Here is an 18242-nt window from a genome sequence, read left to right as displayed (position 1 = left end):
CGCCCCGGCCCGCAAGCGCCGCACGCCGGAACGGCTGGCGCTGATCGGGGCCGCCCGCGCCACCGATCCCGGCGCCGCGCTGGCCGCGATGCTGGCCGTCGCCCCCGTCGATCTGCCCGGTTTCGCCCGCGACCGCAGCCTGTCGCAAGCGGCGCTGGCGCAGGCCATCCGCAGCGCCGACGCCTCGACCATCGGCGACCTGGCGATCAGCCGGGCAACCCTGGACAGCCTGCAAGCGCAGGTGACCGAAACCCTGGCGCAGTTCCATCAGGACAATCCCGACCTGCCCGGCCTGGGCCGCGAACGCCTGCGCCTGGCGCTGCAACCGCGCCTGCCCAAGGACGCCTTCCTTTCCTTCCTGCGCGCCGAATCCGACCAGGCCCGCGCCACGCTCGACGGCGCCTTTGTCCGCCTGCCCGGCCACGAGGTCCGCCTGACGCCCGAGGACGAGGCCCTGTGGGACCGCATCGCCCCGGCGCTTGGGGGCGACACCCGCTTCCGCCCCCCGCGCGTGCGCGATTTCGCCACCGACTTTGGCATCGACGAACGCGAGGTCCGCCGCGTCCTGCGCCTGACCCAAAGGCTGGGCCGCACCGACCAGATCGCGCATGACCATTTCTTCGCCCGCCCCGTCACGGCGGAAATGGTGGCGATCATCCGCGATGTCGCGGCGCAGACGGCGGACGGCTGGTTCACCGCCCCGGCCTTTCGCGACCGCGTGCAGAACGGCCGCAAGGTCGCCATCGAGATCCTCGATTTCTTCGACCGCCACGGCCTGACCTTGCGCCGGGGCGATTTCCGTCGCATCAACCCCCATCGCGCCGACCTGTTCGGCGAGCCCAAGACAGAACACGGAAGGGAATCGTCCCCGGTGGGGCGGCCGGACTTCAAATCCGGTTGGGGCAGCGAGACTGTCCCGGGTGGGTTCGACTCCCATTCCCTTCCGCCACAATCCGAAGGCCAGCCATGAGCGATACCGATTTCGACGACTGGTTGCAGGCGACCTATGCCGAAACGCAAGGCTTCACCGTGCTGATCGTCCTGCTGGGCATCGGCGGGGGCCGCGTGGACCTGCTGAAATCCGCGCATCTGCACGTGATCGGCGACGACATCGACTGGCGGCAGATGGCCGATCACCTGGATGGATCGGGCGTGCCCTGGGACGGGGTGGCGATGTTCCGCGCGGGGCGCGAGGGGTTGGTGGCCGACGACATCGCCCGCGACCGGCTGGACCAGCTGGTGCGCGCGCTGAACGGCGACCGGACGCTGATCCGCGACGGCGAGTTCTTCAACCGCGACGGCCTGCGGCTGCGGCTTGACGATGCCGAACCGCAGCCCCCGGTTCTCAACTGATCAGCAGTTGGGCGCCGTCTGCAGGGCCACCGGCTCGGCCCGGCCCTTCAGATCCAGCCCGCGCGCCGTGGGCGGCTGCCAGGTGGGCGAAGTCGTCAGCGCGCCCTGTGCGTTGGTGCCCAGGTGCGATCCGCCCAAGCCCCCGCTCCAGCCGCTGGTGCCGGAATTGTTCGCCTCGGTGCTGTCGGATCCCGGCTGGGGGGCGGTCGCGGGTTCGGCCACGGTGTCGCGGGGCGGGCAGTTCCCTTCGCCCGACTGGCCCTGCGCTTGGGTCTGGGTGGCGGCGGGGGCCGTGGGCGCTGTCTGGGCCCAACCCGTGCTGGCCGCGAAAAGGCTGATGGCAAGAATGACGCTGGGACGGGTCATGGCGGACCTCTGGCACGAAGGGATGTGGCGCAAAACGCGCCGCCCACGGCGCGGGTTCCGCTTGCAGCGGCGCGCCCCCGCGACTAGAAGGGCGGGAATTTTTCAGGCCGCCCCGGCTTTGGCGGCCCTTATGGCATGAGGACGATGATGCAGGTCAAGGAAACCCGGAACGAAGGTCTCAAGCGGGGCTATCAGTTCACCCTGCCGGCAGCCGATCTGGCCGCGACGGTCGATGCGAAGCTGAAGGAAGCGCAGCCCGAAGTCGAGATGAAGGGCTTTCGCAAGGGCAAGGTCCCGATGGCTATGCTGAAGAAGAACTTCGGCCCCCGCATCCTGGGCGACGCCATGCAGGAAGCCATCGACGGCGCGCTGAAAAAGCACCTGGACGAATCCGGCGACCGCCCGGCCACGCAGCCCAAGGTCGAGATGCAGAACGGCGAAACCTGGAAGGAAGGCGACGACGTGGTCGTCAACGTCTCCTACGAGGCGCTGCCCCCGATCCCCGAGGTTGACCTGTCCAGCCTGACCCTGGAAAAGCTGACCGTTCCGGCGGAAGACGCGGCGATCAACGAGGCGTTGCAGAACCTGGCGAAGTCGGCGCAATCCTTCGAGGACCGCGAGGCCGGCAGCGCGGCCGAGAAGGGCGACCAGGCCGTGATCGACTTCAAGGGCTTTGTCGATGGCGAGGCCTTCGAGGGCGGCGCGGGCGAGGATTACCCGCTGGTCCTGGGCTCGAACAGCTTCATCCCCGGCTTCGAGGACCAGCTGGTCGGCGCCAAGGCGGGTGACGCCGTGACCGTCACCGTCACCTTCCCCACCGAATACGGCGCCCCCCACCTGGCGGGCAAGGAAGCCACCTTTGAATGCACCGTGAAAGCGGTCAAGGCCCCCAAGGAAGCCACCATCGACGACGAGCTGGCCAAGAAGTTCGGCGCCGAGGATCTGGACGCCCTGAAAAAGCAGATCGCCGGCCGTCTTGAACAGGAATATGCCGGCGCCGCCCGCGCAATCCTGAAGCGGTCGCTGCTGGACCAGCTGGACGAGAAGGTGAAGTTCGACCTGCCCGAATCGCTGGTCGAGGCCGAGGCGCAGCAGATCGCCCATCAGCTGTGGCACGAGGAAAACCCCGAGGTCCACGACCACAACCACGGCAGCATCGAGCCCACCGACGAGCACAAGAAGCTGGCCGAGCGCCGCGTCCGCCTGGGCCTTCTGCTGGCCGAGATCGGCCAGAAGGCCGAAGTGACCGTCACCGACCAGGAAATGACCCAGGCCGTGCTGCGCGCCGCCCGCCAGTATCCCGGCCAGGAACGCGCCTTCTTCGAGTTCGTCCAGCAGAACCAGGCCGTGCAGCAGCAACTGCGCGCCCCGATCTTCGAGGACAAGGTCGTCGATCACATCGCCGAGCAGGCGAAGGTCGAGGAAAAGACCGTCACCAAGGAAGAACTGGAAAAGGCGGTCGAGGCCCTGGACGAACTCTGATCGTCCTTTCCACCCCACCAGAAAGGCCGCGCCATCCCGCGCGGCCTTTTCAGTTGTGTTAACCTTGTGGCGCGTCCCCGCGCCCCTTATCTTGCGGCCATGTCAGCACAACTCCACCTCATGAAGCTTTGCGTGGGCGCCGAAGGCCCCGAGGATCTGGCCCACTGGCAGCGCCGCTTCGGCGACGGCCATGCGGTCCACGTCACCCGCATGTGGCCCAAGCGCGAGGAAGAACTGCTTGCGGGCGGGTCGATCTTCTGGGTGTTCAAGGGCGTGATGCTGGCGCGCCAGCGGATCGTGCGGCTGGACGAACACCGCCACGACGACGGCATCCGCCGCTGCGCCCTGATCCTGGACCGCGACCTGATCCCCGTCACCGCCGTGCCCCGCCGCCCCTTCCAGGGCTGGCGCTACCTGGACGCAAAGGACGCCCCCGCCGACATGCCCCGCGGCCGGGCGGGCGACGCCGCCCTGCCCCCGCAGATGGCGGCGGCGCTTGCGGAAATGGGTCTTGTCTGACGCTTGACGCGGCCCGCGCCATCGGTTAGCCAAGGCCCCACGCGGGTGTAGCTCAATGGTAGAGCAGCAGCTTCCCAAGCTGAATACGAGGGTTCGATTCCCTTCACCCGCTCCAACTCACCGCGCCGGTTTTCTGGAACATCTGGTGAGATGGGCTGTTTCCTGTCCAGCAACAGGAAAGACCCGCCATGAAGGAAAAGAAAAAGGTCGACGCCGCCTATATCATAGGCGCCCTGATCCTGGCGATCGTGCTGGCGCTGCTTTATGCCTTTGGGATCGGCGCGGGCGACTGACGCCGCCGCTCAGAACCCGAACGAGAACCGGCGCACGATGCCCAGCTTCAGCGAGGGCTGGTATTCGTCCTGCACGACCGGGCTGTCCGCCGCGTCGCCGATCAGCTTGCCGTATTCGACCTCGCCCAGGACGGCGAGGGTGTCGGTCAGGGCATAGCGGGCCTCGAAGCTGATCGAGGCCTTGTTGAAGCCGCCGCCGATGTCATAGGCGGGGCGGCCCGGGGCGGCTTCGGCCGCGTTTACGCCGAAATAGGTGTCGTTGTAATCGCCGTTGCCATAGCCCAGGCTCAGGCCCGACCACAGCGACACGCGGTCCGACAGATCGGTGCGGTATTTCGCGCCGATTTCGCCTGTCAGGCCTTCATGCCCGTCAAAGCCGCGGCGGACCGACCCGAAGGCGTTCCACGGGCCCGCGCCATAGCTGACCTTCAGGCCCAGTTCATAGGCGCGGTCGATATCCGCCATGCCCGCCAGGTCGTCGCTGTCCGAGGCCTCACGCTCTCCCACCATGTTGAAGGAGGGCGAGATGGCAAAACCTTCGCTTTCATTGGTGCCAGGCGTGCCGAAGCCCGCGTTGCGCCAGATCAGCCAGGGCCCGGCCTTGGCATCGTCGGATCCGGGATAATCCGGGCCCACATCCACGCCGACCCCCAGATCGACCGAAAATTCGCGGCCTGCAAAGCCGAAATCCTGCGCGATCGCACCCGTGGCAGCGGATGCGGCAAGAACGGCCAGGGCCAGCATATGTTTCATGGTCGGATCCTTCAGGGGGGTCGGCGGGATGTAAACGCTTCCTAGGGTCGAATCGTCGATCCGCACAAGGCGCGACGCGCCGTCAGCGCACCATCGTCTGCCATGCGGCGCATTTGCGCAACAGCCCTCAGCCCCGTTCGACCGCATCCAGGCTTTCCAGCGCGGCCATCCAGATGTCCTCGGCCCGCACCATGGCCTGCACCGCCTCGGCCCGCTTGCTGGACCACCGCTTCGCCTCGTGCGGGTCGTTGTAAAGCGCGGGATCGGCCAGCTTCACGTCCAGCTTCTGCAGCATGTCGGTCAGCTTCTGGACACGCTCCTCGGCCCGGCGGACCTCGGCGCGCAGGGCCAGAAGCTCGTCTCGGGGGGCGCGCTTGGGGGCGGATTTGGGCTTTTCCTCGACCACCTTCGGCTCGTCCCCGCCCAGCAGGAAGCGGCGGTAATCATCCAGGTCGCCCTCATAGGGGGCGACCGCGCCGTCGCGCACCAGCCACAGCCGGTCGGCCACCAGCCCCAGCAGGTGCATGTCGTGGCTGACCAGCACCACCGCGCCGGTATAGTCGTTCAGCGCCTCGGTCAGCGCCTCGCGGGATTCGATGTCCAGGTGGTTGGTGGGCTCGTCCAGGATCAGCAGATGCGGCGCGTCGATGGTCGCGATCAGCAGCGAGAGCCGCGCCTTCTGGCCGCCGGACAACTGACCCACCTTTGTTTCGGCCTGCGCTTCCATCAGCCCGAACCCGGCCAGCCGGGCGCGCAGTTTCGCCTGGCCCTCGTCGGGGCGCAGGCGGCGGATATGGGCCAGCGGGGTTTCGGCCAGGTCCAGCTCGTCCACCTGATGCTGCGCGAAATAGCCGATGCGCAGCTTGGACGACCGGGTCAGCTTGCCCTCCATCGGGGCCAGGCGTTCGGCCAGCAGCTTCGACAGCGTGGATTTTCCCTGCCCGTTCCGGCCCAACAGCGCGATGCGGTCGTCCTGGTCGATGCGCAGCGACAGCTTGCGCAGGACGGCGCGCCCGTCATAGCCGACGCTGACCCCCTCCATTGCGACGATGGGGGGCGACAGTTCCTCGGGCTGCGGAAAGCCGAAGCGGTGGAACTTCGCCTCCTCGGGGGCGGTGATCGGCTCCATCTTGGCCAGCATCTTGACGCGGGCCTGCGCCTGGCGCGCCTTGCTGGCCTTGGCGCCGAAGCGGTCCACGAAGCTTTGCAGATGCGCGCGGCGGTCGGCCTGCTTCTTCGCCTCGGCGGCCTGGAGGGCGCGGCGTTCGGCCCGTATCCGGGCGAAGTCGTCATAGCCGCCGGTATAGAGCACCAGCTTGCGGTTCTCCAGATGCAGGATATGGCCCACCGCGCGGTTCAGAAGGTCGCGGTCGTGGCTGATGATGATGACCGTGTGCGGATAGCGCGCCAGATAGGTTTCCAGCCAGAGCGCGCCTTCCAGGTCCAGATAGTTGGTGGGTTCGTCCAGCAGCAGCAGGTCGGGCTGCGCGAACAGCACCCCCGCCAGCGCCACCCGCATCCGCCAGCCGCCGGAAAAGTCGGCGGTGGGCCGCGCCTGGTCGGCGGTGGAAAAGCCCAGGCCGTCGAGGATGGAGGCCGCCCGCGCCTCGGCCGACCAGGCGTCGATATCGGCCAGCCGGGTCTGGATCTCGGCGATGCGATGCGCGTCGGTGGCATGGTGGCTTTCCGCCAGCAGCGCCGCGCGTTCGGTATCGGCGGCCAGCACGGTATCCAGGACCGAGGTCGCGGTCGCCGCCGACTCCTGCGCGACGCCGCCGATGCGGGCGCGGCTTGGCAGGCTGATCTCGCCGCCATCCAGACTGAGCTCCCCCCGGATCAGCCGGAACAGCGTGGTCTTGCCCGCGCCGTTGGGACCGACAAGGCCGACCTTGTGGCCTTCGGGAATAGTGGCGGTGGCGCCCTCGAACAAAGGGCGGCCCTGGATGGAATACGAGATATCGTCGATGCGCAGCATGGCAGGGCCATGGCCGATGCGGCAGGCGGCGTCAAGCGGCCACGGCCCTGCCCTGGCGTTGCCGCGCCGTCAGTTCGCCGGTGTCGCCGGGACTGCCGTGCCGGGCGCGTTCTCGACTGGCTGGGGCACGGTATTGGTCGCCTCGGCCGCTGCCTCGGCCGCCGTTTCGGTGGTGTCCCGGCCGGACAGCACCATGAAGGCGACCATGATGAGGAAGCCCGCCGGGATCAGGGCATAGATCAGCGAGCGGGGCATTCCACGACTGGGTTTTGGTTCGGTGGCCATGCGGGGGTTCCTTTCCGATGTTGGGGGATAACAGCGGAAGGGGGGAGAAGTTTCAGGGGGTGGGGTTGGTGGTGCGGATGGGACGGGCGAGGCAGACCTTGTGACCTTCGGGAATGGCGGCGGTAGCGCCGTCGAACAGAGGGCGGTCCTGGATGGAATAGGAGATGTCGTCGATGCGCAGCGTGAGTGGGGGATGGAGGACGGGAGGAAGCGCGTCAAAAGGGTGGGGGTGAAATGAGCCAAAATGATCGCCTCCTTCCATGATGAATTTTCTTCATGCACAATATTGACATCTTGTGCAAGACATGATTTTATCGTGCATGAAGCAGCCTGGAGTAGATTTGTGGCTTTTAGAGTTCAAGAAGCGATCGAAGAAAATTTCGAGCGAGCGAAGCGCAAGATGATCCCCCACAACTTTATAGGTGACAAAAGGCGAGAACTAACTGAGCATTTACGAACACTCACTGACAGACTTGGTCCTGTGGTTGATAGCTACCCTATTTGGCATCCGCTCCTAGTGCAGCCGCGTCCAGGAATTCCTTCTACCCACCCTTGTGAAAGAAGCGGGTGGAATGGTTTGGATCATACCATTTATTTTGTGAACGGCTTCCTTACATGTCCTTATGATGGTGCGGGTGGATTTGAGCGCGTTCAGAAATCAGCAAATGAGATCTCTGTACCACCTTGCGCCGGAATCGACGTTGAAGTTATCGATCAGCCTTACTATGCGCCAGGAACAATAGCGATCCTAGTATCTTGCAACTGGGACATTCCACTTGATGAAGGATACATGGTCCCAAAATCACGAGCAGTGCCCCTAATGTTGGAAGCGGTAGTCCCAACTTGGCGACGTTCTGAAGTAGGCGAAACGTGGGAGACTATGCGACCTTACCTATTAGGGACGCCTAATGGCGCACGTTCTTCCTTTTTTGTAAGCCAGGAAACAGGGCTTTCTCTAAAGAAAGTCTATGAAATGATCGTTGCATCAGGAATGTACGGGCCTGTTTACGTTTAATAGGGTTTTCTACCGAAAACTTATAGCTACCATAAAACCCCTCGCCTTGACTGGGCGAGGCCTTCCCATCTTAAGCTCCTAGATGAAATATCTACTTTCGATAACTGACCTCGGCAACGGCAAACCTTATCTGCGTTCCCTGCCGTCGCAAATGCCTGCCGCCGATTAGAACTTCGTTGACCGCCCCTGTGGCCTTGGTCAGTACATATTGGCCACACTGCCACCCTTCCCCTAATAATGATACCGACACTGCGCAATCTCCAACGCCTGCGCTGCCCCACTCCCCGATACCCGATACACCAGCCGGTCCGCCTGCGTAATCCGCCGCGACCACCAGCCGCTCAGGTCGCCCTTCAAGGGTTCGGGCTTGCCAGTGCCCTTGAACGGAGTCCGCATCGTTTCCTTGATCAGATCGTTCAGCCGCTCGAAGACCTTGGCATCGCTGTTGCGCCAATGGTGATAGTCCTGCCATGTCGCGTCAGAGAAGATCAGCTTCATCGTCCAAGGTCCGCTCGACCCCCTGTCCGGCGTTCAACTGGGCGATGGAGTCCCGCAGGCGACCAGCGTTCGCAGGCGAGGTCAGCAGATACAGCGTTTCCTGGATCGCGTCCCATTCTTCCTTGCCGACAACCACCACGGCCTCGCGCCCGGACCGGGTGATCACCGTCTCGGTCTTGTCGTGGATCGCGTGGTCCATGACATCCTTCAGATGCTTGCGGGCGTCGGTATAGGTGACGATGTTCATGACAAAACCAGGGTTGTTACGCCCTGAACATGGTACTTCATCCTGTACATGTCAATTCAAGGCTGCCAACAAAAAAGGCCCCGCCACCCGGCGAGGCCTCTTCCCTTTCTCACCCGCAGATCAATACCGCGAGGCCATCACCGACAGCGGCAGCGGCACGATCTTGTCGGCGTTGCCGGCCGTGCCGAAGGCCTCGAAGCGGTCCTTGCAGACCTGCGACATCATCTGCATCGCGGGCTTGAGGTACTTGCGCGGGTCGAACTCGGAGGGTTCCTCGGCGAAGACCTTGCGGATCGCGGCAGTCATCGCCAGACGGTTGTCGGTGTCGATGTTGACCTTGCGCACGCCGTGCTTGATGCCGCGCTGGATTTCCTCGACCGGGACGCCCCAGGTCGGCTTGATGTCGCCGCCATAGCTGTTGATGATCTGCTGCAGATCCTCGGGGACCGAGCTTGAGCCGTGCATCACCAGGTGGGTGTTGGGCAGGCGGGTGTGGATTTCCTCGATCACGTGCATCGCCAGGATGTCGCCGTCGGGCTTGCGCGAGAACTTGTAGGCGCCGTGCGAGGTGCCCATGGCGATCGCCAGCGCGTCCACCTTGGTGTCGTTGACAAAGCGCACGGCCTCGTCCGGGTCGGTCAGAAGCTGGTCGTGGCCCAGCTGCTCGGTCGCGCCGTGGCCGTCCTCCTGGTCGCCCATGCCGGTTTCCAGCGAACCCAGCACGCCCAGTTCACCCTCGACCGAGACGCCGCAGGCATGGGCCATCTCGACCACCTTGGCGGTGATGTCGCGGTTATAGGCGTAATCGGCGGGCGTCTTGCCGTCGGCTTTCAGGCTGCCGTCCATCATCACGGAGGTGAAGCCGTTCTGGATCGCGGTGGCGCAGGTCGCCAACCCGTTGCCGTGGTCCAGGTGCATGCACAGCGGGATCTCGGGGAAGGCCTTGGCAAAGCCCTGGATCAGCCCCGCCAGCACCAGGTCGTTGGCATAGGCGCGCGCCCCCCGGCTGGCCTGCAGGATCACCGGCGATTTCGTGGCCTGGGCGGCGGTCATGATCGCCAGACCCTGCTCCATGTTGTTGATGTTGAAGGCGGGGACCGCGTAGCCGTTCTCGGCCGCGTGGTCCAGCAGCTGGCGCAGGGTAATCATAGCCATGTTGTTATCCTTCCGTGGGTTCGGCCAGATAGCCGAGGATCGTCTCGACCTCGTCCTTAGCGCCGAATATCAGGGGCGTCATGTCGTGTACCGCTAACGGTTTGCGATAACGGATGGGCTGCGTGCCGTCCGAGGCAAGGCCGCCAGCCTGTTCGACCAGAAAGGCGATGGGCACGCATTCATAGACCAGCCTGAGGCGACCGTTCTCGTATCCCGGGCGCCGGTCGGCGGGATACAGGAACGCGCCGCCGTTCAGCAGGATGCGGTGCAATTCGCCCACGGCGGCGGCCAGCCAGCGCATGTTGTAGTTCTTGCCCAGCGGCCCGTCCCTGCCCGCCCGCAGGTCGGCGACCCAGGCTTGCAGGCCCGGCGCCCAGTGGCGTTCGTTCGACGCGTTATAGGCGATGGTGGATGCCTGGGGCTTCAGCGTGACGTTTTCCCGCACCATGCGGAACTCGCCCGCATCAGTGTCCCAACCGGCGATATGGGTGCCGTCGCCCAAGGACCAGCCGAAGTCCATCGAATGGCCGAAGCTGGCATAGCCCGCCGCGACCACGCTTTCGCCGGTGCGCAGGAAGCCTTCCGGCGCGGCAGGCAGGATGGAAAACAGCATCCCCAAGGGCGCGCCGATGCCGATGCTGCCGGACCCGTCGATGGGGTCCATCGCCACGTCCCATGCGCCGTCGGGATTGAGTTCGATCACCGCCTCGGCTTCCTCGGACAGCACCTGGCGGACGCCCGCGCGGCGCAGCACCGCGATCATGTGGTGATGCGCGCCCACATCCAGGGCCTTCTGCTTGTCGCCGGTGTCGTTGACGCCGACGATCTCGGTCGGGTCGCCGTGCAGGCGTCCGGCGGCAAGGCGCTGCATCAGCGGCAGCTGCGCCCGCGCGATGGCGTGGACAATGGCGGCGGGGCCGTCGCCGGTCAGCACCTGGGACAGCAGGCGGCCCGTCGCCGGGCCGTCGTTCGGCAGTTTCAGCATGTCAGGCCTTGTTGTATTTCGCATCGACCGCGTCGATGGCGTTCACGTTGCCCGCGGACTTGCCGACCTTGTCGAAATGTTCCGTCTCGGCCAGCCAGGCGTCGGCGATGGCCTTGGCCAGTTCCGGGCCGATCACGCGGGCGCCCATGGTGATGATATGCGCGTCGTTCGACAGCGCGGCGCGGGTGGCGGAATAGGTGTCGTGGGTCAGGGCCGCGCGGATGCCCGGCACCTTGTTGGCCGCGATGCAGACGCCGATACCGGTGCCGCAGACCAGGATGGCGCGGTCGAAGGTGCCGTCCTTGACCTGGCTTGCCACCCGGTCCGAGAGGTTCGCATAAAAGGCGTCGGGGCCTTCGTCGGTGCGGCTGATTTCCGACACCTGATGCTTGTCCTTGAGGTGGTCGGCCAGGACCTTGGCCAGACCCTCACCCGCGCTGTCGCCTGCGATTGCCAGTTTCATTTCGTTTCTCCGATGGTTGCGGCGCAGCGCGCCAGGATGTCGAGATAGCCCCTCACGTTCCAGGCAGAGCGGCCGATGAACAGCCCGTCGATATGCGGGCATTGGATCAGTTCCTCGCAGTTGCCCGGATTGACCGAGCCGCCGTAAAGGCACGGCACGCGGCGCCCCAGGATGTTCTGGGCCACCGCGATGATCTCGGCCTGCCGCGCATCGGCATAGTCCGAGGTCGCGGGGATCCCGTTAACCCCGATGGCCCAAACGGGTTCATAGGCCAGCAGGATCGTCGCATTGCTGCCCGCCACGCGGGACAGCGCGGCGCGCACCTGGGTTTCCAGCACGTCCTGGGCGCGGCCTTCCTCTCGTTCCGCCAGCGTTTCGCCGATGCAGATCAGCGGGATCAGCCCGTGGCGGACGGCGGCCTCGGTTTTCAGGCCCACGGTCTCGTCCGTCTCGCCGAAATGCTCGCGGCGCTCGGAGTGGCCCAGTTCCACGATGTCGAGGTTGCAGTCGCGCAGCATCACCGGGCTGATTTCCCCGGTCCAGGCCCCCTCGTCCGCCCAATGCATGTTCTGCGCGCCGACCTTGACGCTGGTCCCGGCCAGCCATTCCTTGACCTGCCGCACGGCGGTGAAGGGCGGGATCACGAAACGCTGGATGCGCGGGTCGCGCGCGCTGTCGGCAGCGGCCAGCCCTTCGGCGAAGACGCGTGCCTCGGCCAGCGTCTTGTTCATCTTCCAGCTTGTGCCGATCCAGAAATCCGTCATGTCAGTCCCTTGCGATGGTCAGCCGCAGCCCGGCCCGGTCAATCGCAGCACGATCTTCGGGCGCGGGGGCGGCGTCGGTGATGATGGCGTCGAAAGCGGTCAGGTCCGCCAGCGCGTGCAGGGCGGACCGGCCGAAGCGGGTGTGGTTGACCAGCAGCACGGAACGGTCGGCGCTTGCGATCATCGCGCGCTTGGCACGGACCGCCGCGTCGTCCATGTGGAAGGCCCGCAGCCCCGCCACGGCGGGGGTCGAGATGAAGGCCAGGTCCGCGCGCAGCCGCGCCAGCGCATCCTCGGTCACGACCCCGAAGAAGCCGTTGAACTTGGCGCTGTAGGTGCCGCCAAGCGCGATCAGCGTCACGCGGGGCGCGTCCTTCAGCCGGTCGATCACGGCGGCGTTGTTGGTGATGACCGTCAGCGGCGCCTTGTCGACCAAGTTGGCCCCCAGCAGCGCGGCCATGGACCCGTCGTTGACCATCACCGTCATGCCGGGTTCCACCATCTCCAGCGCCGCGCGGGCCATGCGCGCCTTGGCGTCGCTGTCCTGCAACGCGCGGATGCGGAAGTCGGATTCGAACTGCGTGCCCGCCTCGATGGTCGCGCCGCCGCGCACCTTGCGCAGCAGGCCCGCCTGTTCCAGGTCGTCCAGATCCCGGTGGATGGTCATGCGCGACACGGCGAAACGGTCGGCCAGGTCGTCCAGGTCCACGGCCCGCGCACCCACCAGAAGATCCATGATCGCCTGCCTGCGTTCCTCGCGCTTCACCTGATCCTCCTGGGTTGAGGGCTTTGTAACACCGCCCGCGAAAATCGCAACATCAATCCTGTGACTTTGTGACGGCGTTTTGTGATCATTGTTGTGGCGGCGGACGGTCCGGGGTATTGACCCCCAAACCCGCCGGAGGACCACATGCCGCTCGATTCGCCCAAAGACCCCAAGATCGCCGCCAAGGCGGATCTCGACCCGCAGAACTTCGCGCTGGCCAACTGCATCCGCGCGCTGTCCATCGACGCGGTGAACGCGGCCAATTCCGGCCACCCCGGCGCGCCCATGGGCATGGCGGATGCGGCAACCGTGCTGTTCCGCAACCACCTGAAGTTCGACGCGAAAAACCCCGACTGGCCGGACCGCGACCGCTTCGTGCTGTCGAACGGCCATGCCTCGATGCTGCTCTACAGCCTGCTGCACCTGACGGGCTACGAGGACATGACGCTGGAGCAGGTGAAGAACTTCCGCCAGTGGGGATCCATCACCGCAGGCCACCCCGAATACGGCCATGCCAAGGGGATCGAGACGACGACCGGACCGCTGGGCCAGGGCATCGCCACCGCCGTCGGCATGGCGCTGGCGGAACGCGCCTTGGCGGCCGAGTTCGGCGACGACCTGGTCGATCACCACACCTATGTCTTCGTGGGCGACGGCTGCCTGCAGGAAGGCATCGGGCAAGAGGCGATCAGCCTTGCGGGGCACCTTGGCCTTGGCAAGATGATCGTGCTTTATGACGACAATTCGATCACCATCGACGGCCCGACCTCGATCAGCTTTTCCGAGGATGTCGCGGCGCGGTTCCAGGCCTGCGGCTGGCATGTCCAGACATGCGACGGCCATGACGGCAAGGCGCTGGATGCGGCGATTGCAGCGGCCAAGGCGGAAACCGGCAAGCCGTCATTGATCGCGATGAAGACGGTGATCGGGTTCGGTTCGCCCAACAAGGCGGGCAGCTATGCGGTCCACGGCTCGCCCCTGGGCCGCGACGAAGCCGCGCTGACCCGCGAGGCGATCGGCTGGCCGCATGAGCCCTTCGTGATCCCCGAGGAGCTTCTGGCCGAATGGCGCCGGATCGGCACCCGCGGCGCCACCGACCGCGAGGCCTGGGAGGCCCGTCTGGCCGCGAAATCCGCCGAGGTTCGCGACGAGTTCAACCGCCGCCTGTCGGGCACCCTGCCCCAGGGCTATGACGCCGCCGTCAAGGCCGCGCGCGACGCGCTGTTCGCCGAACCCAAGAAGGCCGCGACCCGCAAGGCCAGCCAGATGGCGCTGGAGCCGCTGACCGCCGCCCTGCCCGAGATGATCGGCGGATCGGCCGACCTGACCGGGTCGAACCTGACCCGCGTCAAGGCCGTGGACAGCCAGTATACGCGCCAGGCGCCGGGCCGCTACATCGGCTATGGCGTGCGCGAATTCGGCATGGCGGCGGCGATGAACGGCATCAACCTGCATGGCGGCTTCATCGCCTATGGCGGGACGTTCCTGGTCTTTTCCGACTATGCCCGCAACGCCATCCGCCTGTCGGCGCTGATGGGGGTCGGCACGATCTATGTCATGACCCATGACAGCATCGGGTTGGGCGAGGACGGCCCGACCCACCAGCCGATCGAGCATCTGGCATCCCTGCGCGCGATCCCGAACCTGACGGTGCTGCGCCCGGCGGACACGGTGGAAACGCTGGAAGCCTGGGACATCGCCATCCGCAACCGCCATGTGCCGTCGCTGCTGGCCTTGTCGCGCCAGGACGTGCCGCAGTTGCGGCTGGAGGCCGGGGACGAGAACCTGACTGCCAAGGGCGCCTATGTGATCCGCCAGTTCGGTGAGGGCCGCGACGTGACGCTGATCGCCACGGGGACCGAGGTGCAGCTTGCCGTCCAGGCCGCCGAGGCGCTGCACGAGGGCGGGCTGAACGTCGCCGTCGTGTCGATGCCGTCCTGGGAGTTGTTCGACGCGCAGCCCGAGGAGTATCGCCGCGCCACCCTGGGCGACGCGCCGCGCATCGCCGTCGAGGCCGCGGGCAAGTTCGGCTGGACGCGCTATGTCGCCAGTGAGGACGACGTGATCGGCATGAACGGCTTTGGCGCCTCCGCGCCGATTGACCGGCTGTATCAGGAGTTCGGGATCACGAAGGACGCTATCGTGGCCCGGGCCAAGGTGTTGGCCAGGAAGTAAGCGCAACGGTGCGTGCAAGCACGCACCCTACGGTGTTGATGACGTCGTAGGGTGCGTGTTCACACGCACCTTGATCCAACGGTCGGCCAAGTGGTGGGGTTTTGCCCCACCTTTTTCATGCCAGCGCCCCTGCCGTCGCCTCATCCGTGATCAGCCCTTGCAGCCGCCCGCTGCGCAGGGCCGCGCGGATCGCCTCGACCTTGTCGGCGCCGCCTGCGATCAGCACCAGGCGGCTGTTTCCCGGTTCGTCCAGCGATGCCGACAGGGTGCGCGCCGTCAGGGTCGTGTCCAGCACCCGGCCCTCGGCGTCGAAGAAGTGGCCCATCATCTCGCCCACGCCGCCGGCGGCGCGGATCTCTGCGATCTCTCGCGGCTCGATCATGCCGGAGGCGACAAGCTGCGCGCCGGGATCGACCGTGCCCATGCCCACGAACTTCAGCCCCGCGCCATTCGCCAGATCGAAGATCTCGGCCACGCCCGGTTGCGCCAGCAGCACCGCGCGGTCAGATTCGGAATTGGCGAAGAAGGGCACGGGCATGACGTAAGCCTGCGCGCCGGTCTTTTCGGCCAGCCGGTGCATCACGTCGTGGCGGTTGGCCGAATAGTTGCGCGTCAGCCCGCCCAGCAGCGACACGAAGCGCGTGCCGTTGGCATCGAAACGCGGCAGTTCCCCCACCGCCGCCGCGAGCGTCCGCCCATGGCCCAGGCCGATGACCTTGTGCTCGCCCCGCTCGATTTCGCGGCGAAGGAAGCTGGCCCCGGCCAGGCCCAGGGCGCGGAAGGGAATGCCGTCCTCGCCCAGGTCGGGGGCGACTTCGCAGAAGGCGAGGCCGTAACGCTGGCACAGCCGGTCCTCCAGCACCGCGCATTCGACGATTTCACCGTCGATGCTGACCTTGACCACGCCGTCCGCCACGGCCCGCGCGATCAGGCGGTGCGCCTTGACGCCGGTGACGCCCAGCCGTTTGGCGACCGCCGCCTGCGTCATGCCGCCCGCGTAATGCAGCCAGGCCGCCCGGATGGCGAGGCTTTGTTCCGGGTCGATCCCTCCGCGCCGCGCCATCAGCCCGCCTCCTCCATGATGCGCCGCAGGTCGTTGGGGGAAAGCGCGGCGGGGTTGGATTTCATCGAAGATGAGGTCGCGGCGGCCTCGGCTGCGGCAGCCTGGGCCTCGGGTCCGATGCCCAGGGCCGACAAGGCGGGCAGGCCCGCGCGGTGGGACCAGTCGGACAAGGCGCGCGCGGCCTCGGCCATCGAGGCATGGGGCGTGTCGAAGGCCGCGCCGATCCAGCGGGCCACCTGGTCCAGCCGCCGGATCGTGCCGGGATCGGTGGCCGTGCGGCGGTTCGCCCCCAGCACAGGGGGCAGCAGCGCCCCGCAGATCGCCCCATGCGGCGCGCCGGTCAGCCCGCCCAAGGGTCCGGCAAGGCCATGCACCGCGCCAAGGCCCGCATTGGCAAGGGCCAGCCCGCCGCACAGGGACACAAGGGCCATGTCGTCGCGGGCACCGGGATCGTCGCGCTCCATCAACCGTCTGATCGCCGCCAGCCCGCGCGGGATCGCGTCGCGGCACAGCGCGTCGGTCAGGGGGTTGGCGCGGGTGCAGACATAAGGCTCGATCACCTGGGTGATGGCGTCAAGCCCCGAGGCCAGCGTCACCGCGCGGGGGCAGCCGTCCGTCAGCGCCGGATCCACGATCGCCAGGCGCGGCAGCATCCGCGCGTCGCGCAGGCTGACCTTGCGGCGGTGCTGCGGCACGCCGATCACGGCGTTGCGCGTGACCTCGGCCCCGGTGCCAGCCGTGGTGGGGATGGCGACAAAGGGCAAGGGCGGGTGGTCGAGCGGCAGGCCCCGGCCCACGACCTCCAGGTGGTCCAGCATGGGCCGGGTTGCGGGGATCAGCGCGGCGATGGCTTTTCCGGCGTCGATGGCCGCGCCGCCGCCAAGGGCCACGACGACCTGCGCGCCCTGCCCCGCCGCGATGCCGTCCCCGATCAGGTCCATGTCAGGCTCTCGCGGCACGGCAAAGCCTGCAACCGCGCATCCCTGCCCCACCAGCGCATCGGCCAGCCACGCTGCCCGCGCGCCGTCTCGGCCATGGACCAGCAGCACGCGCCGCCCCATGCCCGCCACCCGTTCCGCGGCAACACTGGCCTGCCCCCTGCCGAACAGGATCTCGGTGGCGGTGGCAAAGGCGAAGGGCTGGACCATCAGACGCGCAAGTCCCCCGCGCCGCTGTCGATATGCGGCGCCCAGAAGGCCACGCTTTCGGCGATCTGTTGGGTCACCTGCCGGTCGTTGGGTTCGCGTTCCTTGAAGGACAGTTCCAGGCAGATTTCGTTGTCCACCGCGCCGCCTTCCGCCAAGGCCGCCAGCAGGGGTTCGGGCTGCACCCGCCCCTTGGCGTTGTATTCGGCGGTGAAGGGGCGGTGGCCCGACTTGTCCATCATCGACTGCTTGATGTGGATGATGGGGGAAACCTTCGGCACCGCACGCGCCCAGGCATAGGGGTCGGTGTCGTCGGGGTTCGGGCTGGTCACGTCGCCGTGGTCGATATCGGCCATCATCCACATGGGCACCGCCATGTTTGCCGCCGTCAGCCGGTCCTGCAAGGCCATGCAGGCCTCGATGGTCTCGCCGAACTCGCGGCCCACGCTCATCGGTTCCCAGAACACATAGGACAGCCCCGCCGCCTTGGCATGGTCCGCGACCTCGGCCCAAGCGTCGATGGCGGTCTGGATCAGATCCTCTCGCCGCTGCGGGTCGTCGTAGTCGCGATAGGTGAAGATCGCGAACTGCGTGCCGACCGATGTGCCGCCCAGGTCGCCGATGATGTCGGCGAAGGTCTTGAACCAGTCCACGTAATAGCGCCGCACGTCGCGGTCGGGATGGCCGAAATGGTTCAGCCGCCCGTAGGGCCCGGTCATGCCGCTGGTCACGCGCACGCCGGTGCGGTCCAGCGCCGCCCCCATGGCCCGCGTCAGGCGGCGGATCACCGGGGCGGGCCAGGACGGGTTGATGAACTCGTGCGTCAGTTGCAGGTCGCGGATGCGAAGGTCGCGCGCCACCGTGTCGATCAGGTCGTCGGGATCGGCGAAGCGGTTGACCAGCGGGTTGGTGTTCAGGGACAGCGTCAGGGCCATGGCGG

Annotated in this window: 20 protein-coding genes, 2 tRNA genes and 1 pseudogene; 8 read left to right on the top strand and 15 right to left on the bottom strand. The window is 66.6% G+C overall.

All coding sequences use genetic code 11. The annotated features are described in order from the left end of the window. Positions 1-88 precede the first annotated feature (88 nt). The 3 genes and pseudogenes from JX613_RS13020 to JX613_RS13010 form a co-directional block, all read left to right on the top strand. Positions 89-793 (top strand): annotated as a pseudogene (locus tag JX613_RS13020) (SelB domain-containing protein); the annotation flags it as partial. A gap of 60 nt (positions 794-853) precedes the next feature. Continuing rightward, positions 854-949 (top strand) — tRNA-Sec (locus tag JX613_RS13015). Positions 950-966: 17 nt separating this feature from the next. After that, positions 967-1353 carry a hypothetical protein gene (locus JX613_RS13010; RefSeq protein WP_207101887.1) on the top strand — a complete coding sequence of 129 codons (387 nt, stop codon included), beginning with the start codon at positions 967-969 and terminating at the stop codon, positions 1351-1353. Here the strand turns inward: JX613_RS13010 and JX613_RS13005 are convergent, their stop codons facing one another. Continuing rightward, positions 1354-1719: a hypothetical protein gene (locus JX613_RS13005; protein WP_207101886.1), complete on the bottom strand. Its 366-nt coding sequence runs from the start codon at positions 1717-1719 to the stop codon at positions 1354-1356. It lies immediately after the preceding gene. 147 nt (positions 1720-1866) lie between these two features. On the opposite strand from JX613_RS13005, the gene tig reads away from it, so the two are divergent. The 3 genes from tig (at position 1867) to JX613_RS12990 (ending at position 3835) form a co-directional block, all read left to right on the top strand. After that, positions 1867-3201: a trigger factor gene (tig, locus tag JX613_RS13000; RefSeq protein WP_207101894.1), complete on the top strand. Its 1335-nt coding sequence runs from the start codon at positions 1867-1869 to the stop codon at positions 3199-3201. Positions 3202-3300: 99 nt separating this feature from the next. Then, positions 3301-3720, top strand: coding sequence for a DUF1489 family protein (locus JX613_RS12995; protein WP_207101885.1), 420 nt, complete (start codon positions 3301-3303; stop codon positions 3718-3720). Positions 3721-3761: 41 nt separating this feature from the next. Then, positions 3762-3835 (top strand) — tRNA-Gly (locus JX613_RS12990). Between the two features lie 187 nt (positions 3836-4022). Here JX613_RS12990 and JX613_RS12985 read toward each other — a convergent pair. From JX613_RS12985 to JX613_RS12970, 4 genes are all read right to left on the bottom strand, one after another. Next, the gene (locus JX613_RS12985) at positions 4023-4766 is read right to left on the bottom strand and encodes a MipA/OmpV family protein (protein ID WP_207101884.1); all 744 of its coding nucleotides are present in this window, start codon (positions 4764-4766) and stop codon (positions 4023-4025) included. Between the two features lie 127 nt (positions 4767-4893). Next, positions 4894-6741, bottom strand: a complete 1848-nt coding sequence (locus tag JX613_RS12980; protein ID WP_207101883.1) for an ABC-F family ATP-binding cassette domain-containing protein — start codon at positions 6739-6741, stop codon at positions 4894-4896. Positions 6742-6810: 69 nt separating this feature from the next. Next, on the bottom strand, positions 6811-7026 hold the full coding sequence (locus JX613_RS12975; protein ID WP_207101882.1) for a hypothetical protein: 216 nt from the start codon (positions 7024-7026) through the stop codon (positions 6811-6813). Between the two features lie 52 nt (positions 7027-7078). Then, the gene (locus JX613_RS12970; RefSeq protein WP_207101881.1) at positions 7079-7288 is read right to left on the bottom strand and encodes a hypothetical protein; all 210 of its coding nucleotides are present in this window, start codon (positions 7286-7288) and stop codon (positions 7079-7081) included. On the opposite strand from JX613_RS12970, the gene JX613_RS12965 reads away from it, so the two are divergent. Further along, the gene (locus tag JX613_RS12965; RefSeq protein ID WP_207101880.1) at positions 7271-8041 is read left to right on the top strand and encodes a hypothetical protein; all 771 of its coding nucleotides are present in this window, start codon (positions 7271-7273) and stop codon (positions 8039-8041) included. The two genes, JX613_RS12970 and JX613_RS12965, sit on opposite strands and share 18 nt — an antisense overlap. A gap of 231 nt (positions 8042-8272) precedes the next feature. Here the strand turns inward: JX613_RS12965 and JX613_RS12960 are convergent, their stop codons facing one another. The 7 genes from JX613_RS12960 to JX613_RS12930 form a co-directional block, all read right to left on the bottom strand. Next, entirely contained in the window at positions 8273-8539 is a 267-nt protein-coding gene (locus JX613_RS12960) for a Txe/YoeB family addiction module toxin (RefSeq protein ID WP_207101879.1), read from the bottom strand. Further along, positions 8520-8786 carry a type II toxin-antitoxin system Phd/YefM family antitoxin gene (locus JX613_RS12955; protein WP_207101878.1) on the bottom strand — a complete coding sequence of 89 codons (267 nt, stop codon included), beginning with the start codon at positions 8784-8786 and terminating at the stop codon, positions 8520-8522. The genes JX613_RS12960 and JX613_RS12955 overlap by 20 nt, the downstream gene beginning before the upstream one ends. A gap of 120 nt (positions 8787-8906) precedes the next feature. Further along, a complete protein-coding gene (gene fba, locus JX613_RS12950; protein ID WP_207101877.1) occupies positions 8907-9941 on the bottom strand; it encodes a class II fructose-bisphosphate aldolase in 1035 nt (344 codons plus the stop codon). Between the two features lie 4 nt (positions 9942-9945). Further along, entirely contained in the window at positions 9946-10926 is a 981-nt protein-coding gene (locus tag JX613_RS12945) for a class 1 fructose-bisphosphatase (RefSeq protein ID WP_207101876.1), read from the bottom strand. A gap of 1 nt (position 10927) precedes the next feature. Continuing rightward, the gene (gene derI, locus JX613_RS12940) at positions 10928-11389 is read right to left on the bottom strand and encodes a D-erythrulose-4-phosphate isomerase (protein ID WP_207101875.1); all 462 of its coding nucleotides are present in this window, start codon (positions 11387-11389) and stop codon (positions 10928-10930) included. Continuing rightward, entirely contained in the window at positions 11386-12153 is a 768-nt protein-coding gene (locus JX613_RS12935; protein WP_207101874.1) for a triose-phosphate isomerase, read from the bottom strand. Before JX613_RS12935 ends, derI begins: the two co-directional genes overlap by 4 nt. Position 12154: 1 nt before the next feature. Continuing rightward, on the bottom strand, positions 12155-12919 hold the full coding sequence (locus tag JX613_RS12930; RefSeq protein WP_207101873.1) for a DeoR family transcriptional regulator: 765 nt from the start codon (positions 12917-12919) through the stop codon (positions 12155-12157). A gap of 144 nt (positions 12920-13063) precedes the next feature. On the opposite strand from JX613_RS12930, the gene tkt reads away from it, so the two are divergent. Then, entirely contained in the window at positions 13064-15094 is a 2031-nt protein-coding gene (tkt, locus tag JX613_RS12925) for a transketolase (RefSeq protein WP_207101872.1), read from the top strand. Between the two features lie 115 nt (positions 15095-15209). On the opposite strand, the gene JX613_RS12920 is transcribed toward tkt, so the two are convergent. Genes JX613_RS12920 through JX613_RS12910 form a run of 3 tightly spaced genes read right to left on the bottom strand, consistent with a single transcriptional unit; the run spans position 15210 to position 18237 of the window. Continuing rightward, entirely contained in the window at positions 15210-16157 is a 948-nt protein-coding gene (locus tag JX613_RS12920; RefSeq protein ID WP_207101871.1) for a sugar-binding transcriptional regulator, read from the bottom strand. After that, positions 16157-17305, bottom strand: coding sequence for an iron-containing alcohol dehydrogenase (locus JX613_RS12915; RefSeq protein ID WP_207101870.1), 1149 nt, complete (start codon positions 17303-17305; stop codon positions 16157-16159). The genes JX613_RS12920 and JX613_RS12915 overlap by 1 nt, the downstream gene beginning before the upstream one ends. Further along, positions 17305-18237 carry a sugar phosphate isomerase/epimerase family protein gene (locus JX613_RS12910; protein ID WP_207101893.1) on the bottom strand — a complete coding sequence of 311 codons (933 nt, stop codon included), beginning with the start codon at positions 18235-18237 and terminating at the stop codon, positions 17305-17307. The genes JX613_RS12915 and JX613_RS12910 overlap by 1 nt, the downstream gene beginning before the upstream one ends. Between the last annotated feature and the right edge of the window lie 5 nt (positions 18238-18242).

This window comes from Paracoccus shandongensis (assembly GCF_017315735.1).
Taxonomy (GTDB): domain Bacteria; phylum Pseudomonadota; class Alphaproteobacteria; order Rhodobacterales; family Rhodobacteraceae; genus Paracoccus; species Paracoccus shandongensis.
The sequence above is the reverse complement of the archived record's forward strand: the minus strand, read 5'-3'. Positions and strand labels throughout refer to the sequence as shown.

What these genes read in the sequence shown, in the direction of transcription:
- JX613_RS13010 (WP_207101887.1), top strand. Translation starts at nt 967, where the DNA reads ATGAGCGATACCGATTTCGACGACTGGTTGCAGGCGACCTATGCCGAA.
- JX613_RS13005 (WP_207101886.1), bottom strand. Translation starts at nt 1,719, where the DNA reads ATGACCCGTCCCAGCGTCATTCTTGCCATCAGCCTTTTCGCGGCCAGC.
- tig (WP_207101894.1), top strand. Translation starts at nt 1,867, where the DNA reads ATGCAGGTCAAGGAAACCCGGAACGAAGGTCTCAAGCGGGGCTATCAG.
- JX613_RS12995 (WP_207101885.1), top strand. Translation starts at nt 3,301, where the DNA reads ATGTCAGCACAACTCCACCTCATGAAGCTTTGCGTGGGCGCCGAAGGC.
- JX613_RS12985 (WP_207101884.1), bottom strand. Translation starts at nt 4,766, where the DNA reads ATGAAACATATGCTGGCCCTGGCCGTTCTTGCCGCATCCGCTGCCACG.
- JX613_RS12980 (WP_207101883.1), bottom strand. Translation starts at nt 6,741, where the DNA reads ATGCTGCGCATCGACGATATCTCGTATTCCATCCAGGGCCGCCCTTTG.
- JX613_RS12975 (WP_207101882.1), bottom strand. Translation starts at nt 7,026, where the DNA reads ATGGCCACCGAACCAAAACCCAGTCGTGGAATGCCCCGCTCGCTGATC.
- JX613_RS12965 (WP_207101880.1), top strand. Translation starts at nt 7,271, where the DNA reads ATGATCGCCTCCTTCCATGATGAATTTTCTTCATGCACAATATTGACA.
- JX613_RS12970 (WP_207101881.1), bottom strand. Translation starts at nt 7,288, where the DNA reads ATGGAAGGAGGCGATCATTTTGGCTCATTTCACCCCCACCCTTTTGAC.
- JX613_RS12960 (WP_207101879.1), bottom strand. Translation starts at nt 8,539, where the DNA reads ATGAAGCTGATCTTCTCTGACGCGACATGGCAGGACTATCACCATTGG.
- JX613_RS12955 (WP_207101878.1), bottom strand. Translation starts at nt 8,786, where the DNA reads ATGAACATCGTCACCTATACCGACGCCCGCAAGCATCTGAAGGATGTC.
- fba (WP_207101877.1), bottom strand. Translation starts at nt 9,941, where the DNA reads ATGGCTATGATTACCCTGCGCCAGCTGCTGGACCACGCGGCCGAGAAC.
- JX613_RS12945 (WP_207101876.1), bottom strand. Translation starts at nt 10,926, where the DNA reads ATGCTGAAACTGCCGAACGACGGCCCGGCGACGGGCCGCCTGCTGTCC.
- derI (WP_207101875.1), bottom strand. Translation starts at nt 11,389, where the DNA reads ATGAAACTGGCAATCGCAGGCGACAGCGCGGGTGAGGGTCTGGCCAAG.
- JX613_RS12935 (WP_207101874.1), bottom strand. Translation starts at nt 12,153, where the DNA reads ATGACGGATTTCTGGATCGGCACAAGCTGGAAGATGAACAAGACGCTG.
- tkt (WP_207101872.1), top strand. Translation starts at nt 13,064, where the DNA reads ATGCCGCTCGATTCGCCCAAAGACCCCAAGATCGCCGCCAAGGCGGAT.
- JX613_RS12920 (WP_207101871.1), bottom strand. Translation starts at nt 16,157, where the DNA reads ATGGCGCGGCGCGGAGGGATCGACCCGGAACAAAGCCTCGCCATCCGG.
- JX613_RS12915 (WP_207101870.1), bottom strand. Translation starts at nt 17,305, where the DNA reads ATGGTCCAGCCCTTCGCCTTTGCCACCGCCACCGAGATCCTGTTCGGC.
- JX613_RS12910 (WP_207101893.1), bottom strand. Translation starts at nt 18,237, where the DNA reads ATGGCCCTGACGCTGTCCCTGAACACCAACCCGCTGGTCAACCGCTTC.